Source organism: Pseudomonas sp. Z1-14 (genome assembly GCF_051132005.1).
Taxonomy (GTDB): domain Bacteria; phylum Pseudomonadota; class Gammaproteobacteria; order Pseudomonadales; family Pseudomonadaceae; genus Aquipseudomonas.
In genome coordinates, this window is sequence record NZ_CP071646.1 from 1,176,278 (window position 1) to 1,191,382 (window position 15,105).

Sequence of the window (15,105 nt, forward strand, 5' to 3'; positions counted from 1 at the left end):
CGTTTTCATGGATAAGACCAAGCAGGCCGTGCCGTTCGCGGTACCGCGCCATGTGGCGATCATCATGGACGGCAATAACCGCTGGGCCAAGAAGCGCTTTATGCCCGGTGTTGCCGGGCATAAAGCCGGGGTCGACGCGGTTCGGGCGGTCATTGAGGTGTGTGCCGAGGCCGGGGTCGAGGTGCTCACCTTGTTCGCGTTTTCCAGCGAAAACTGGCAGCGTCCGGCCGATGAGGTCAGCGCCTTGATGGACCTGTTCCTCAAGGCGTTGCGGCGTGAAGCCAAGCGGCTCGACGAGAACAGGATCAGTCTGCGGATCATCGGTGATCGCTCGCGCTTTCACCCGGAACTGCAGGCTGCGATGCGCGAAGCCGAGACCGCCACGGCTGGCGCCGATCGGTTCGTGCTGCAGATTGCCGCCAATTACGGCGGTCAGTGGGATATCGCCCAGGCGGCCCAGCGCCTGGCGCGGGAAGTCCAGGCCGGTCACCTGCGGCCCGAAGACATCACGCCCGAGCTGTTGCAAACCTGCCTGGCAACCGGCGACCTGCCGTTGCCGGATCTGTGCATCCGCACCGGTGGCGAACATCGCATCAGCAATTTCCTGCTCTGGCAGCTGGCTTACGCCGAGCTGTACTTCTCCGACCTGTTCTGGCCGGACTTCAAACACGAAGCCATGCGCACTGCGCTGGCCGATTTCGCTTCCCGTCAGCGTCGTTTCGGTAAAACGAGCGAGCAGATCGAAGCTGGAGCCCGGGTTTAATGCTCAAACAACGAATCATCACCGCCCTGATCCTGTTGCCTATCGCCTTGGCTGGCTTTTTCCTGCTTGAAGGAGCCGGCTTCGCCCTGTTCATCGGCCTGGTCGTGACGCTGGGCGCCTGGGAATGGGCGCGGCTGGCAGGTTTTGTTGCGCAGTCGGCGCGCATGATCTACGCGGCAGTGGTCGCCGTCATGCTGTTCATCATGTACCTGGTGCCTGGCATCGCGCCGTGGGTGCTGGGGGCGGCAGTGCTGTGGTGGGCGACGGCAACCTTCCTGGTGCTGACCTATCCACGCACTACGCACCACTGGGCCAATGCCGCGACCAAGCTGATGATCGGCCTGTTGATCCTGCTGCCGGCCTGGCAAGGGCTGATCTGGATCAAGCAGGGCGCACTGGGTAACTGGCAGATCATGGCGGTGATGGTGCTGGTCTGGGGGGCTGACGTTGGCGCCTATTTCTCCGGTCGTGCCTTTGGCAAGCGCAAGCTGGCGCCGAAAGTCAGTCCGGGCAAAAGCTGGGAAGGTGTCTATGGTGGCCTGGCCCTGAGCCTGGTCATCACCGCTGTGGTCGGTTTTGTGCGGGACTGGACCGTCGCGCAATTGCTGATGGGCCTGTTCGGCGCGGCCCTGGTGGTTTTCGTATCGGTCGTCGGTGACCTGACCGAAAGCATGTTCAAGCGTCAGTCCGGGGTCAAGGACAGCAGTAACCTGCTGCCGGGCCACGGTGGTGTACTGGACCGTATCGACAGCCTGACCGCCGCAATCCCGATCTTCGCCGTGCTGTTGTGGATGGCGGCACCGTGAGTCGTCCTCAGCAGATTACCGTTCTGGGGGCCACGGGCTCCATCGGACTGAGTACCCTTGATGTCATCGGTCGCCATCCGGAGCGCTATCAGGTATTCGCTCTCAGTGGCTTCACCCGTCTGAGCGAGCTGCTGGCGCTGTGCATCCGCCACACGCCGCGCTTTGCCGTGGTGCCACATGCCGATGTGGCGCGGGCGCTGCAGGACGACCTGCGCGCCGCTGGCCTGCAAACCCGTGTGCTGGTGGGGGAGGAGGGCCTTTGCCAGGTGGCTTCCGACCCTGAAGTCGACGCCGTGATGGCGGCAATCGTAGGGGCGGCTGGCTTGCGTCCGACGCTGGCGGCGGTGGAGGCTGGCAAGAAAATCCTGCTGGCGAACAAGGAAGCGCTGGTGATGTCCGGTGCACTGTTCATGCAGGCGGTGCGCAAAAGCGGCTCGGTACTGCTGCCCATCGACAGCGAACACAATGCGATTTTCCAATGCATGCCGCAGGATTTTTCCCGCGGCCTGGGGGCGGTCGGCGTTCGGCGGATTCTTCTGACAGCGTCTGGCGGCCCATTCCGGCAGACACCCCTGGAAGAATTGGTGCATGTTTCGCCCGAGCAGGCTTGCGCCCACCCGAACTGGTCCATGGGACGCAAGATTTCCGTGGACTCCGCCAGCATGATGAACAAGGGGCTGGAGCTGATCGAGGCCTGCTGGCTGTTCGATGCCCGGCCGTCCCAGGTCGAGGTGGTGATCCATCCACAAAGCGTGATCCACTCCCTGGTGGATTATGTCGATGGTTCGGTCCTCGCCCAGCTGGGGAACCCGGACATGCGTACGCCGATCGCCAATGCGCTGGCCTGGCCGGAGCGGATCGATTCGGGGGTGGCGCCGCTGGACCTGTTTGCCATCGCCCGTCTGGATTTCCAGGCGCCCGATGAGCAGCGGTTTCCTTGCCTGCGCCTGGCTCGGCAGGCGGCCGAGGCCGGCGACAGTGCCCCGGCCATGCTTAACGCGGCCAACGAAGTGGCGGTCGCAGCGTTTCTCGATGGGCGTGTCCGTTACCTCGAGATCGCGAGTATCATCGAGGAGGTCTTGAATCTCGAGGCCGTGGTTTCGCTTGATGATCTCGATGCGGTATTTACCGTCGACGCCAGGGCTCGTGAGCTGGCGGGCCATTGGTTGAAGCGCCACGGGCGTTGAGACTGCGGTACCTTAGCCAGGGTTGTCCCGGGCAGGATTGTGGAGAAAACAGATGAGCGCGCTCTATATGATTGTCGGCACCCTGGTTGCGCTGGGGGTGCTGGTCACTTTTCACGAATTCGGCCATTTCTGGGTCGCGCGTCGCTGTGGCGTCAAGGTTCTGCGTTTTTCCGTTGGCTTCGGCATGCCTTTGCTGCGCTGGCACGACAAGCAGGGCACCGAGTTCGTCGTCGCGGCCATCCCGCTGGGCGGCTACGTCAAGATGCTCGATGAGCGCGAAGGCGAAGTGCCTGTCGATCAGCTTGACCAATCTTTCAATCGCAAGACCGTTCGTCAGCGTATCGCTATCGTGGCGGCGGGCCCGATCGCCAATTTCCTGTTGGCCCTGGTGTTTTTCTGGGCTTTGGCAATGCTCGGCAGCGAGCAGGTGCGCCCGGTCATCGGTGCGGTAGAGGCCGGCAGCGTGGCGGCTCGGGCCGGGTTGGGCGCAGGCCAGGAAATTGTCGCCATCGATGGTGAACCCACCTCGGGCTGGGCGGCGGTCAACCTGCAGTTGGTGCGCCGCCTGGGCGAAAGTGGCTCGCTGCAATTGCTGGTGCGCGAGCAGGGCTCGACGGCGGATTCGCCGCGAGAGCTGATTCTCGACAACTGGCTCAAGGGCGCCGACGAGCCGGATCCGATCCGTTCCCTGGGGATCCGCCCATGGCGTCCGGCGCTGCCGCCTGTGCTGGCCGAGCTCGATCCGAAAGGCCCGGCTCACGCCGCAGGTCTGAAAACCGGCGACCGATTGCTGGCATTCGATGGCCAGTCGGTGAATGACTGGCAACAGGTGGTTGATTCGGTTCGTGTACGTCCTGATACCAAAATCCTGCTGCGCGTCGAACGCGACGGTGCTTCAATCGACGTCCCGGTGACTCTGGCCGCCCGTGGCGAAAGCAAGGCGCCGACCGGTTACCTGGGGGCGGGCGTCAAGGCGGTCGAGTGGCCGCCGGAAATGATCCGCGAGGTCAGCTTCGGCCCTCTTGAGGCGATTGGCGAGGGTGCGCGTCGTACCTGGACCATGAGTGTCCTGACCCTGGACTCGCTGAAGAAAATGTTGTTCGGCGAGCTCTCGGTAAAAAACTTGAGTGGACCGATAACCATTGCTAAAGTGGCGGGCGCTTCTGCCCAGTCGGGCGTCGCTGATTTCCTGAATTTCCTTGCTTATCTGAGCATTAGCCTGGGGGTTCTGAATTTGCTGCCCATTCCGGTACTGGATGGGGGGCATCTGCTGTTTTATCTGATCGAGTGGGCGCGTGGTCGTCCCTTGTCGGATCGGGTGCAAGGTTGGGGGATACAGATCGGTATCAGCTTGGTGGTCGGGGTGATGTTGCTTGCTCTGGTCAACGATCTGGGTCGTCTGTAACGCTTCGCTGAATTGCGAATCTGCCGCATTTTGCGGCAGTTTGTTTATTGCCAGTTGGAATAAGAAAGGACTTCATGAAACGTCTGCTGCTAACTGCGGTTCTCACCGTATTGATGATCGCCGAAGTTCACGCCGAGTCCTTCACTATCTCTGATATTCGCGTCAACGGCCTCCAGCGGGTTTCCGCGGGTAGCGTCTTTGGTGCCTTGCCGTTGAACGTCGGCGAGCAGGCGGATGATCGGCGCCTGGTGGAATCCACTCGTGCGCTGTTCAAGACCGGCTTCTTTCAAGATATCCAGCTGGGCCGCGACGGCAATGTCCTGGTCATCACGGTCGTCGAGCGCCCATCGGTTGCCAGTATCGAGATCGAAGGCAACAAGGCGATCTCTACTGAAGACCTGATGAAAGGCCTCAAGCAATCCGGCCTGGCCGAAGGCGAGATCTTCCAGCGCGCGACCCTCGAAGGCGTCCGTAACGAGCTGCAACGCCAATACGTTGCCCAGGGCCGTTATTCGGCGACTGTCGACACCGAAGTCGTGCCGCAGCCGCGCAACCGCGTCGGCCTGAAGGTCAACATCAACGAAGGCACCGTCGCCGCCATCCAGCACATCAACGTGGTCGGCAACACGGTGTTCCCGGATGAAGACCTGATCGACCTGTTCGAACTCAAGACCACCAACTGGCTGTCGTTCTTCAAGAACGACGACAAGTACGCTCGTGAAAAACTCTCCGGTGACCTGGAGCGCCTGCGTTCCTACTACCTGGACCGTGGCTACATCAACATGGACATTGCTTCGACCCAGGTGTCCATCACCCCGGACAAGAAGCACGTCTACATCACTGTCAACGTCAACGAAGGCGAGAAGTACACCGTTCGTGACGTCAAGCTCAGTGGTGACCTGAAAGTTCCGGAAGACCAGGTCAAATCGCTGTTGCTGGTGCAGAAGGGGCAGGTGTTCTCGCGCAAGCTGATGACCACCACGTCCGAGCTGATCACTCGCCGCCTGGGTAACGAGGGTTACACCTTCGCCAACGTGAACGGCGTGCCACAACCGCACGATGAAGACCATACCGTCGACATCACGTTCGGCGTGGACCCCGGCAAGCGTGCCTACGTCAACCGCATCAACTTCCGTGGCAACACCAAGTCCGAGGACGAAGTGCTGCGTCGCGAAATGCGCCAGATGGAAGGTGGCTGGGCGTCGACCTACCTGATCGACCAGTCCAAGACCCGCCTGGAGCGCCTGGGCTTCTTCAAGGAAGTCAACGTCGAGACCCCGGCCGTACCGGGCGTCGATGACCAGGTGGATGTGAACTACAGCGTCGAGGAACAAGCCTCCGGTTCGATCACCGCCAGTGTCGGTTTCGCCCAGAGCGCGGGCCTGATCCTGGGTGGTTCGATCACCCAGAACAACTTCCTCGGTACCGGTAACCGCGTCAGCGTGGGCCTGACCCGCAGCGAGTACCAGACCCGCTACAACTTCGGTTACGTGGACCCCTACTGGACTGCCGACGGTGTGAGCCTGGGCTACAACGCCTTCTATCGCACCACCGACTACGACGAGCTCGACTCTGACATCTCCAGCTATGCGGTGGACAGCCTGGGTGCCGGCGTCAACATCGGCTATCCGATCAGCGAAACGTCGCGCCTGACCTTCGGCCTCACCGCCCAGCAGGACGAGATCAGCACTGGCCGCTATACCGTTGACGAAATTTTCGATTTCGTCGAGAAAGAGGGCGACAAGTACCTGAACTTCAAGGCGTCTGTTGGTTGGTCCGAGTCGACCCTGAACAAGGGTGTGTTGGCGACCCGTGGCCGTTCCCAGAGCTTGGTCCTGGAAACCACCACGCCTGGCAGCGACCTGTCGTTCTTCAAGCTCGACTACCGCGGCCAGCTGTTCCAGCCGCTGTCTGACAACTACACCATGCGCCTGCACACCGAGCTGGGTTATGGCGATGGCTACGGTTCGACCGACGGCCTGCCGTTCTACGAGAACTACTACGCCGGTGGTTTCAACTCGGTGCGTGGCTTCAAGGACAGCACCCTGGGCCCGCGCAGTACCCCGAGCCGAGGTGCAGCTGTCACTGGCAACCAGGGGACCATCCGGGATCCGGACCAGGATCCACTGCCGTTCGGTGGTAACGTCCTGATCCAGGGCGGTGCCGAACTCCTGTTCCCGATGCCGTTCGTCAAGGATCAGCGCTCCCTGCGTACCTCGGTATTCTGGGACGTGGGTAACGTATTCGACTCCAGCTGCGATAAGCCTACTAACAACAATGGCACGTCATCCAACGCAGAGTGCAACGACATCAGCCTGAGCAACCTCGCCAGCTCCGTCGGCGTCGGCGTGACCTGGGTCACCGCGCTGGGCCCGTTGAGCTTCGCGTTGGCGATGCCGATCAAGAAACCGGATGACGCTGAAACCCAGGTTTTCCAATTCTCCCTCGGTCAGACGTTCTAAGCGTCTGACCCAAGATAACGACAATGGATTTTGTAGGAGTACATCGTGCGTAAGTTGACTCAATTGGTTCTCCTGGCGACCGTACTGGTCGCAGGTCCGGCTTTTGCCGACATGAAGATCGCCGTCCTGAACTATCAGATGGCCCTGCTGGAATCCGACGCGGCGAAGAAATACGCTGTGGACGCCGAGAAAAAATTCGGCCCGCAACTGACCAAGCTCAAAGGCCTGGAAAGCAGCGCCAAGGGTATCCAGGATCGTCTGGTGGCCGGTGGCGACAAAATGGCCCAGGGTGAGCGCGAGCGCCTTGAGCTTGAATTCAAGCAAAAGGCCCGCGATTTCCAGTTCCAGTCCAAGGAACTGAACGAAGCGAAAGCCGTTGCCGACCGCGAAATGCTCAAGCAGCTCAAGCCGAAACTCGACAGCGCTGTGGAAGAAGTCATCAAGAAGGGTGGTTTTGACCTGGTGTTCGAGCGTGGTGCAGTGATTGATGTCAAGCCTCAGTACGACATCACGCGCCAGGTTATCGAGCGCATGAATCAGCTGAAGTAATCCATGACAGCGACTATCAAGCTCGGCCAGTTGGCCGAGTTCCTCGGCGCCACCCTGCGTGGCGACCCGGAGAAGGTCATCACTGGGCTAGCCACTTTGCAAGAGGCTGGCCCAGCTCAGTTGAGCTTCCTGGCAAATCCTCAATACCGCAAATACCTGGCTGATAGCCGGGCTGCCGCGCTGTTGCTCAAGGCCGGTGATGCCGAAGGGTTTGCCGGTGATTCGCTGATCGTGGCCGACCCCTACCTTGCGTATGCGCGGATTTCCCATCTGTTCGATCCCAAGCCCAAGTCGGCTGCCGGTATTCACCCGACTGCAGTGATCGCAGCGGACGCCGTGGTGGATCCCTCGGCCAGCGTTGGCCCGTTTGTCGTGATTGAAAGCGGGGCCCGGATTGGCGCCGGTGTGACGCTGGGCGCCCATTGCTTCATCGGCGCGCGCTGCGAGATTGGCGAAGGTGGCTGGCTGGCGCCCCGGGTGACGCTGTATCACGATGTGCGCATCGGCAAGCGGGTAGTGATCCAGTCTGGCGCAGTGCTCGGTGGCGAAGGCTTCGGTTTTGCCAATGAGAAAGGCGTCTGGCAAAAGATTGCCCAGATCGGTGGCGTAACCGTCGGCGATGACGTGGAGATCGGCGTCAACACCGCCATCGACCGTGGCGCGCTGGCCGATACGGTCATTGGCAATGGCGTCAAACTCGACAACCAGATCCAGATCGCCCACAACGTCCAGGTCGGTGACCACACCGCCATGGCCGCCTGCGTGGGCATCTCCGGCAGTACCAAAATCGGCAAGCACTGCATGCTGGCCGGTGGCGTGGGCCTGGTGGGCCATATCGATATCTGTGACAACGTGTTCCTGACCGGAATGACCATGGTGACCCACTCGATTACCGAGCCAGGTGCCTATTCTTCCGGCACAGCCATGCAACCGGCAGCCGAGTGGCGCAAGAGCGCGGCGCGTATCCGCCAGCTCGACGACATCGCGCGGCGCCTCAAGCAGGTGGAAAAGCGTGTAGGGGACGTGACCCCTGGCGGTAATGCTTCATCAGATGGCTGATACCATTTCCATATCAAGTGTGCACAGCCGCTAGGCCCTGGCCTCCTTGATTTGCTAGCGGGGTGCGCGTCAATCGTGCGCTCCCAATCTTTACATAGGCTTCCCCCCGAAATGATGGACATCAACGAGATTCGCGAATACCTGCCTCACCGTTACCCGTTCCTGCTGGTGGATCGGGTCGTGGACCTGGATGTTGAAGGCAAGCGCATTCGCGCCTACAAGAATGTCAGCATCAACGAACCCTTCTTCAATGGTCACTTCCCCGCGCATCCAATCATGCCGGGCGTATTGATCATCGAGGCGATGGCTCAGGCTGCCGGGATCCTTGGTTTCAAAATGCTCGACGTGAAGCCTGCCGACGGTACGCTTTACTACTTTGTTGGCTCGGACAAGCTGCGCTTCCGCCAGCCGGTCACTCCGGGCGATCAGTTGATCCTCGAAGCCAGGTTCATCAGTTGCAAGCGCCAGATCTGGAAATTCGAATGTCAGGCTTCGGTCGATGGCAAGCCGGTCTGCTCCGCTGAAATCATCTGTGCGGAACGCAAGCTATGAGTTTGATTGACCCTCGCGCAATCATCGATCCGACGGCCGTACTGGCCGCCGATGTCGAGGTTGGCCCTTGGTCGATCATCGGCGCAGGTGTGGAAATCGGCGAGGGCACGGTGATCGGGCCCCATGTGATCCTCAAGGGGCCGACCCGGATCGGCCGGCACAACCGCATCTACCAGTTCTCATCGGTAGGCGAGGACACGCCCGACCTCAAGTACAAAGGTGAAGAAACCCGCCTGGTGATTGGCGATCACAACGTGATCCGCGAAGGCGTGACGATTCACCGTGGCACCGTCCAGGACCGTTCCGAAACGACGCTGGGCGACCATAACCTGATCATGGCCTATGCCCACATCGGCCACGACAGTGTCATCGGCAACCATTGCATCCTGGTCAACAACACCGCGTTGGCCGGACATGTGCACGTGGACGACTGGGCGATCCTGTCCGGTTTCACCCTGGTCCATCAGTATTGCCACATTGGCGCCCATAGCTTCTCCGGCATGGGCACCGCCATCGGCAAGGACGTCCCTGCCTACGTCACCGTGTTCGGCAATCCGGCCGAGGCTCGCAGCATGAACTTCGAAGGCATGCGTCGGCGTGGTTTCAGCGAAGAGGCCATAACTGCCCTGCGTCGCGCCTACAAGGTTGTGTATCGCCAGGGCCTGACGGTCGAGCAGGCGCTCGCCGAACTGGCCGAGGCAGCGGCACAGTTTCCGGAAGTCGCAATATTCCGCGATTCCATCCTGTCTTCGACCCGCGGCATCACCCGCTGATCATGGCGAACCTGCGTATCGCACTGGTGGCGGGCGAAGCTTCCGGTGACATCCTGGGCGCCGGCCTGATGCTCGCGCTCAAGGCGCAGCACCCGGCGGTCGAGTTCATCGGGGTGGGTGGGCCATTGATGGAAGCCGAGGGACTGGTGTCCTACTTCCCGATGGAGCGCCTGTCGGTGATGGGGCTGGTGGAAGTGCTCGGCCGCTTGCGTGAGCTGCTGGCCCGGCGCAAGAAGCTGATCCAGACGCTGATCGAAGAAAAACCGGATGTGTTCATCGGTATCGATGCGCCGGATTTCACCCTCAATATCGAACTCAAGCTGCGCCAGGCAGGGATCAAGACCGTGCATTACGTCAGCCCGTCGGTCTGGGCCTGGCGACAGAAGCGCGTGTTGAAGATCCGCGAGGGCTGCGACCTGATGCTCACGCTGCTGCCGTTCGAAGCCCGGTTCTACGAAGAAAAAGGCGTGCCCGTGCGATTTGTCGGTCACACCCTGGCCGACACCATTCCCCTGGAGGCGGACCGCGAGGCGGCTCGCCAGGCGCTGGGCCTGGCCGCGGGCCCGCTGGTGGCGTTGATGCCCGGTAGCCGAGGCGGCGAAGTGAGTCGCCTGGGCGGGCTGTTCTTCGACGCCGCCGAGCGTCTGCGGGCGATGCGTCCGGACGTACGATTCATCTTGCCGTGCGCCAGTCCACAGCGGCGGGTCCAGCTCGAAGCGCTCCTGGCCGATCGCGATTTGTCGGTCACGCTGCTTGACGGCCAATCCCATCAAGCGCTGGCGGCCTGCGATGCCGTGTTGATTGCCTCCGGCACTGCTACCCTTGAGGCATTGTTGTACAAGCGCCCGATGGTGGTTGCCTATCGCCTGGCGCCGTTGACGTTCTGGATTCTCAAGCGCATGGTCAAGAGCCCTTACGTTTCCCTGCCGAACCTGCTGGCCCAGCGCCTGCTGGTGCCTGAACTGCTGCAGGATGACGCGACCGCCGAGTCCCTGGCCAGCACGCTTTTGCCGTTGATCGATGGCGGCGAGGAACAGACCCGGGGTTTTGACGAAATCCACCGTACCTTGCGTCGCGATGCTTCCAACCAGGCAGCAGACGCGGTACTGACCTTGATCGGCGCCAGACGATGAGCAACGTGAAGCTGCAGATGGGCCTGGATTTCAACCTGGTCGCCGAAGTCGAAGAGTTGGTCGCGGGTGTTGATGAGGTGGGCCGTGGCCCGTTGTGCGGTGCGGTGGTGACGGCGGCGGTGATCCTCGATCCGAAGCGGCCGATCCTGGGGCTCGATGACTCCAAGAAGCTCACCGAGGCCCGGCGTGAAAAACTCTACGACGAGATCTGCGAAAAAGCCTTGAGCTGGTGCATTGCCCGGGCCGAGGTCGAAGAGATCGACGAGTTGAACATCCTGCATGCCACCATGCTGGCGATGCAGCGGGCGGTACACGGCCTGCACGTCACGCCGAAGCTGGCGATGATCGACGGCAACCGTTGCCCCCAGCTGTCGATGCGCGCTGAAGCGGTCATCCAGGGCGACGGCAAGGTGCCGGCTATCGCAGCGGCCTCGATCCTGGCCAAGGTCAGCCGCGACCGGGAAATGGCCGCGTTCGAATTGATTTACCCGGGCTATGGCATCGGCAGCCACAAGGGCTATCCGACCCCCGTTCATCTGGAGGCCTTGGCGCGCCTCGGGCCGACGCCCATCCACCGGCGCTCGTTCGCCCCGGTGCGGCTGGCTTATGAAGCCCGTGATGGGTTGATCGAAAGCGAGGGGTTCACCTGATTCATCGTGGCGAGGGAGCTGCTCCCGCTTGGGTGCGAAGCGCCCATAAGAAGGGGCTGCTGCGCAGCCCAGCGGGAGCAAGCTCCCTCGCCACGGGTTCGAGTGGACAGCGCGGTTGCTGGCTGATGTTTTACCCAAGGCCCGGTACAATCCGGGCCTTGTTGTTTTCATGACTTAACGCAGGATCACTATGCCGGCTTCATTCGTTCATCTACGCCTGCACACTGAATATTCCCTGGTCGACGGCCTGGTGCGGATCAAGCCATTGGTCAAGACCCTGGTCGGCATGAACATGCCTGCCGTGGCCGTTACCGACCAGAACAACATGTGTTCGCTGGTCAAGTTCTACAAGAACGCCATGGGCGCCGGGATCAAGCCGATCTGCGGTGCCGACCTGTGGCTGGCGAACAAGGACCCGGATGCGCCGCTGAGCCGTATCAGCCTGCTGGTGATGAACGCCGTCGGCTACCGCAACCTCACCGAGCTGATTTCCCGCGGCTTTATCGAGGGCCAGCGCAATGGCTCGATCATCATCGAGCGCGAGTGGGTGGCCGAGGCGAGCGAAGGCCTGATCATGCTGTCGGCGGCCAAGGAAGGTGAGATCGGCCTGGCCCTGCTCAGCGACAACACCGAGGAAGCCGAGCAACTGGCTCGCGACTGGATGACGGTGTTCCCGGACCGCTTCTATATCGAGGTGCAACGCACCAACCGTCCGAATGACGAAGAGCACCTGCACGCCGCCGTGGCCCTGGCCGACAAGCTGGGCGCGCCGCTGGTGGCGACCAACGACGTGCGGTTCATCAAGCAGGAAGATTTCGAAGCCCACGAAACCCGTGTCTGCATCGGTGAGGGGCGGGCCCTTGATGATCCTCGTCGGTCAAAGAACTACAGCGACCAGCAGTACCTCAAGAGCGCCGAGGAGATGGCGGAGCTGTTCAGCGACCTGCCCGAAGCGCTGGAAAACACCGTCGAGATTGCCAAGCGCTGCAACATCGAAGTGAAGCTGGGCAAGCACTTCCTGCCCAACTTCCCGATTCCCGATGGCATGACCATCGATGAGTATTTTCGCAAGGTGTCGTTCGACGGCCTGGACGAGCGCCTCAAGGTCCTGCTGCCCAAGGACACCACCGAAGATTACGAAGCCAAGCGCCAGGTCTATGTCGACCGGCTGAATTTCGAGCTGGATATCATCATCCAGATGGGCTTCCCCGGTTACTTCCTGATCGTGATGGATTTTATCCAGTGGGCCAAGAGCAACGGCGTGCCCGTCGGCCCAGGGCGGGGGTCGGGTGCCGGGTCGCTGGTGGCCTATGTGCAGAAGATCACCGACCTCGACCCGCTGGAATATGACCTGCTGTTCGAACGTTTCCTCAACCCGGAACGGGTCTCCATGCCCGACTTCGACGTCGACTTCTGCATGGACGGTCGCGACCGGGTGATCGATTACGTCGCCGAGAAGTACGGCCGCAACGCGGTAAGCCAGATCATCACCTTCGGTTCCATGGCCGCCAAGGCGGTGGTGCGTGACGTGGCGCGGGTGCAGGGCAAGTCCTACGGCCTGGCGGATCGCCTGTCGAAGATGATCCCCTTCGAAGTCGGCATGACCCTGGAAAAAGCCTACGAGCAGGAAGAGATCCTGCGCGATTTCATCAAGGTCGATGAGGAAGCGGCGGAAATCTGGGAGATGGCGCGCAAGCTCGAAGGCGTGGTGCGTAACGTCGGCAAGCACGCCGGTGGCGTGGTGATCGCGCCGACCAAACTGACTGACTTTTCGCCGATCTATTGCGACGAAGAGGGCGACGGCCTGGTGACCCAGTTCGACAAGGATGACGTCGAGGCGGCCGGCCTGGTGAAGTTCGACTTCCTCGGCCTGCGGACCCTGACGATCATCGATTGGGCGCTCAAGACCATCAACCGCGACCGGGCCAAGGTCGGCGAAGAGCCGCTGGACATCGCGTTTATTCCGCTGGACGACAAGCCGACCTACAGCCTGTTGCAAAAAGCCGAAACCACCGCGGTGTTCCAGCTTGAATCGCGCGGCATGAAGGAGCTGATCAAGAAGCTCAAGCCCGACTGCCTCGAAGACCTGATCGCACTGGTGGCCCTGTTCCGTCCGGGCCCTCTGCAATCGGGCATGGTCGATGACTTCATCAACCGCAAGCACGGGCGCGCCGAGCTGGCGTACCCGCACCCCGACTACCAGTATGACGGCCTCAAGCCGGTGCTGGCGCCGACCTACGGCATCATCCTGTATCAGGAACAGGTGATGCAGATCGCCCAGGTGATGGCCGGTTATACCCTCGGCGGCGCGGACATGCTGCGTCGAGCCATGGGTAAGAAAAAGCCCGAGGAGATGGCCAAGCAACGCGGGGGTTTCATCGAGGGTTGTGCGAACAACGGCATCGATGCGGACCTGGCGGGCAACATCTTCGACCTGGTGGAAAAGTTCGCCGGCTACGGCTTCAACAAATCCCACTCCGCCGCCTATGGCCTGGTTTCGTACCAGACCGCGTGGCTGAAGGCGCACTACCCGGCGCCGTTCATGGCCGCGGTACTCTCGGCGGACATGCACAACACCGACAAGGTCGTGACCTTGATCGAAGAAGTGCGGACCATGAAGCTGCGCCTCGACGCGCCGGATGTGAACGCTTCGGAGTTCAAATTCACGGTCAACGACGAAGGCCGCATCATCTACGGTCTTGGCGCGATCAAGGGCGTGGGCGAGGGTCCGGTGGAGGCGATCACCGAAGCGCGCCAGGACGGGCCGTTCAAGGACCTGTTCGATTTTTGCGCGCGGGTCGACCTCAAGCGCATCAACAAGCGCACCCTCGACGGGCTGATCCGCAGTGGCGCGCTGGACCGCTTGGGCCCGTACTTCCAGGATGAGCCCAAGGCCTACCAGGCCAACATCGACCGCAACCGCGCGGTGTTGCTGGCGGCGATGGAGGAGGCGATCAAGGCTGCTGAGCAGACCGCCCGTACCCACGACAGCGGCCACGCCGACCTGTTTGGCGGGCTGTTTGTCGAGGAAGACGCCGATGTGTATGCCAACCATCGCAAGGCCAAGGAGCTGACCCTCAAGGAGCGCCTCAAGGGCGAGAAAGATACCTTGGGCCTGTACCTGACCGGCCACCCGATCGACGAATACGAGGGCGAAATCCGCCGCTTCGCTCGCCAGCGCATCATCGACCTCAAGCCCGCTCGCGATACGCAAACCGTCGCCGGCATGATCATCGCCCTGCGGGTAATGAAGAACAAAAAGGGCGACAAGATGGGCTTCATCACCCTCGACGACCGCTCCGGGCGTATCGAAGCGTCGTTGTTTGCCGATGCGTTCCATTCGGCGCAGTCGCTGTTGCAGACCGATGCAATGGTTGTGGTGGAAGGCGAGGTCAGCAACGACGACTTCTCCGGTGGCCTGCGGCTGCGGGTCAAGCGGGTGATGAGCATGGAGGATGCCCGTACCAACCTGGCCGAGAGCCTGCGCCTGAAGTTGCAGACCCAAGACCTCAAGGGCGATCAGCTACGCTGGTTGGGCGAGTTGTTCAAGCGCCACCGTGGTGCGTGCCCGATCACTATGGAATACGTGCGCCCCGATGCCAAGGCCGTGCTGCAGTTCGGCGAGGGCTGGCGGATCGACCCGGCGGATGCGTTGATTCAAGCCTTGCGTGACCAGTTCGGCAAAGACAACGTCTTCCTCCAATACCGTTGACGGCCAGGGGCCACTCCTGAACCTGGAGCGCCCCTGACCTCGACTCGAATTTTT

The 15,105-nt window shown here is 61.4% G+C and carries 12 protein-coding genes; all 12 read left to right on the forward strand.

What is annotated here, in order from left to right:
• Positions 1 to 7 precede the first annotated feature (7 nt).
• Positions 8 to 763 carry a polyprenyl diphosphate synthase gene (uppS, locus tag J3P89_RS05540; protein ID WP_305499090.1) on the forward strand — a complete coding sequence of 252 codons (756 nt, stop codon included), beginning with the start codon at positions 8 to 10 and terminating at the stop codon, positions 761 to 763.
• Entirely contained in the window at positions 763 to 1,569 is an 807-nt protein-coding gene (locus J3P89_RS05545) for a phosphatidate cytidylyltransferase (protein ID WP_434696926.1), read from the forward strand. The genes uppS and J3P89_RS05545 overlap by 1 nt, the downstream gene beginning before the upstream one ends.
• The gene (gene ispC, locus J3P89_RS05550; protein WP_434628703.1) at positions 1,566 to 2,756 is read left to right on the forward strand and encodes a 1-deoxy-D-xylulose-5-phosphate reductoisomerase; all 1,191 of its coding nucleotides are present in this window, start codon (positions 1,566 to 1,568) and stop codon (positions 2,754 to 2,756) included. The genes J3P89_RS05545 and ispC overlap by 4 nt, the downstream gene beginning before the upstream one ends.
• Positions 2,757 to 2,808: 52 nt before the next feature.
• Positions 2,809 to 4,161: an RIP metalloprotease RseP gene (gene rseP / locus J3P89_RS05555; protein ID WP_434572117.1), complete on the forward strand. Its 1,353-nt coding sequence runs from the start codon at positions 2,809 to 2,811 to the stop codon at positions 4,159 to 4,161.
• A gap of 74 nt (positions 4,162 to 4,235) precedes the next feature.
• The gene (bamA, locus tag J3P89_RS05560) at positions 4,236 to 6,623 is read left to right on the forward strand and encodes an outer membrane protein assembly factor BamA (RefSeq protein ID WP_434628705.1); all 2,388 of its coding nucleotides are present in this window, start codon (positions 4,236 to 4,238) and stop codon (positions 6,621 to 6,623) included.
• Between the two features lie 45 nt (positions 6,624 to 6,668).
• Positions 6,669 to 7,172 carry an OmpH family outer membrane protein gene (locus J3P89_RS05565; protein ID WP_003184901.1) on the forward strand — a complete coding sequence of 168 codons (504 nt, stop codon included), beginning with the start codon at positions 6,669 to 6,671 and terminating at the stop codon, positions 7,170 to 7,172.
• A gap of 3 nt (positions 7,173 to 7,175) precedes the next feature.
• Positions 7,176 to 8,231: a UDP-3-O-(3-hydroxymyristoyl)glucosamine N-acyltransferase gene (lpxD, locus tag J3P89_RS05570; RefSeq protein ID WP_434696927.1), complete on the forward strand. Its 1,056-nt coding sequence runs from the start codon at positions 7,176 to 7,178 to the stop codon at positions 8,229 to 8,231.
• Positions 8,232 to 8,342: 111 nt separating this feature from the next.
• Positions 8,343 to 8,783 (forward strand): 3-hydroxyacyl-ACP dehydratase FabZ, encoded by a 441-nt coding sequence (gene fabZ / locus J3P89_RS05575; RefSeq protein WP_008154051.1) that lies wholly within the window; start codon positions 8,343 to 8,345, stop codon positions 8,781 to 8,783.
• Positions 8,780 to 9,556, forward strand: a complete 777-nt coding sequence (gene lpxA / locus J3P89_RS05580) for an acyl-ACP--UDP-N-acetylglucosamine O-acyltransferase (RefSeq protein WP_434572124.1) — start codon at positions 8,780 to 8,782, stop codon at positions 9,554 to 9,556. The genes fabZ and lpxA overlap by 4 nt, the downstream gene beginning before the upstream one ends.
• A gap of 2 nt (positions 9,557 to 9,558) precedes the next feature.
• Positions 9,559 to 10,689, forward strand: a complete 1,131-nt coding sequence (lpxB, locus tag J3P89_RS05585; RefSeq protein WP_434696928.1) for a lipid-A-disaccharide synthase — start codon at positions 9,559 to 9,561, stop codon at positions 10,687 to 10,689.
• Between the two features lie 11 nt (positions 10,690 to 10,700).
• Positions 10,701 to 11,339 carry a ribonuclease HII gene (rnhB, locus tag J3P89_RS05590; protein ID WP_434697950.1) on the forward strand — a complete coding sequence of 213 codons (639 nt, stop codon included), beginning with the start codon at positions 10,701 to 10,703 and terminating at the stop codon, positions 11,337 to 11,339.
• A 190-nt stretch (positions 11,340 to 11,529) separates the two neighbouring features.
• A complete protein-coding gene (gene dnaE, locus J3P89_RS05595; RefSeq protein ID WP_305499098.1) occupies positions 11,530 to 15,051 on the forward strand; it encodes a DNA polymerase III subunit alpha in 3,522 nt (1,173 codons plus the stop codon).
• The last annotated feature ends 54 nt before the right edge of the window (positions 15,052 to 15,105 follow it).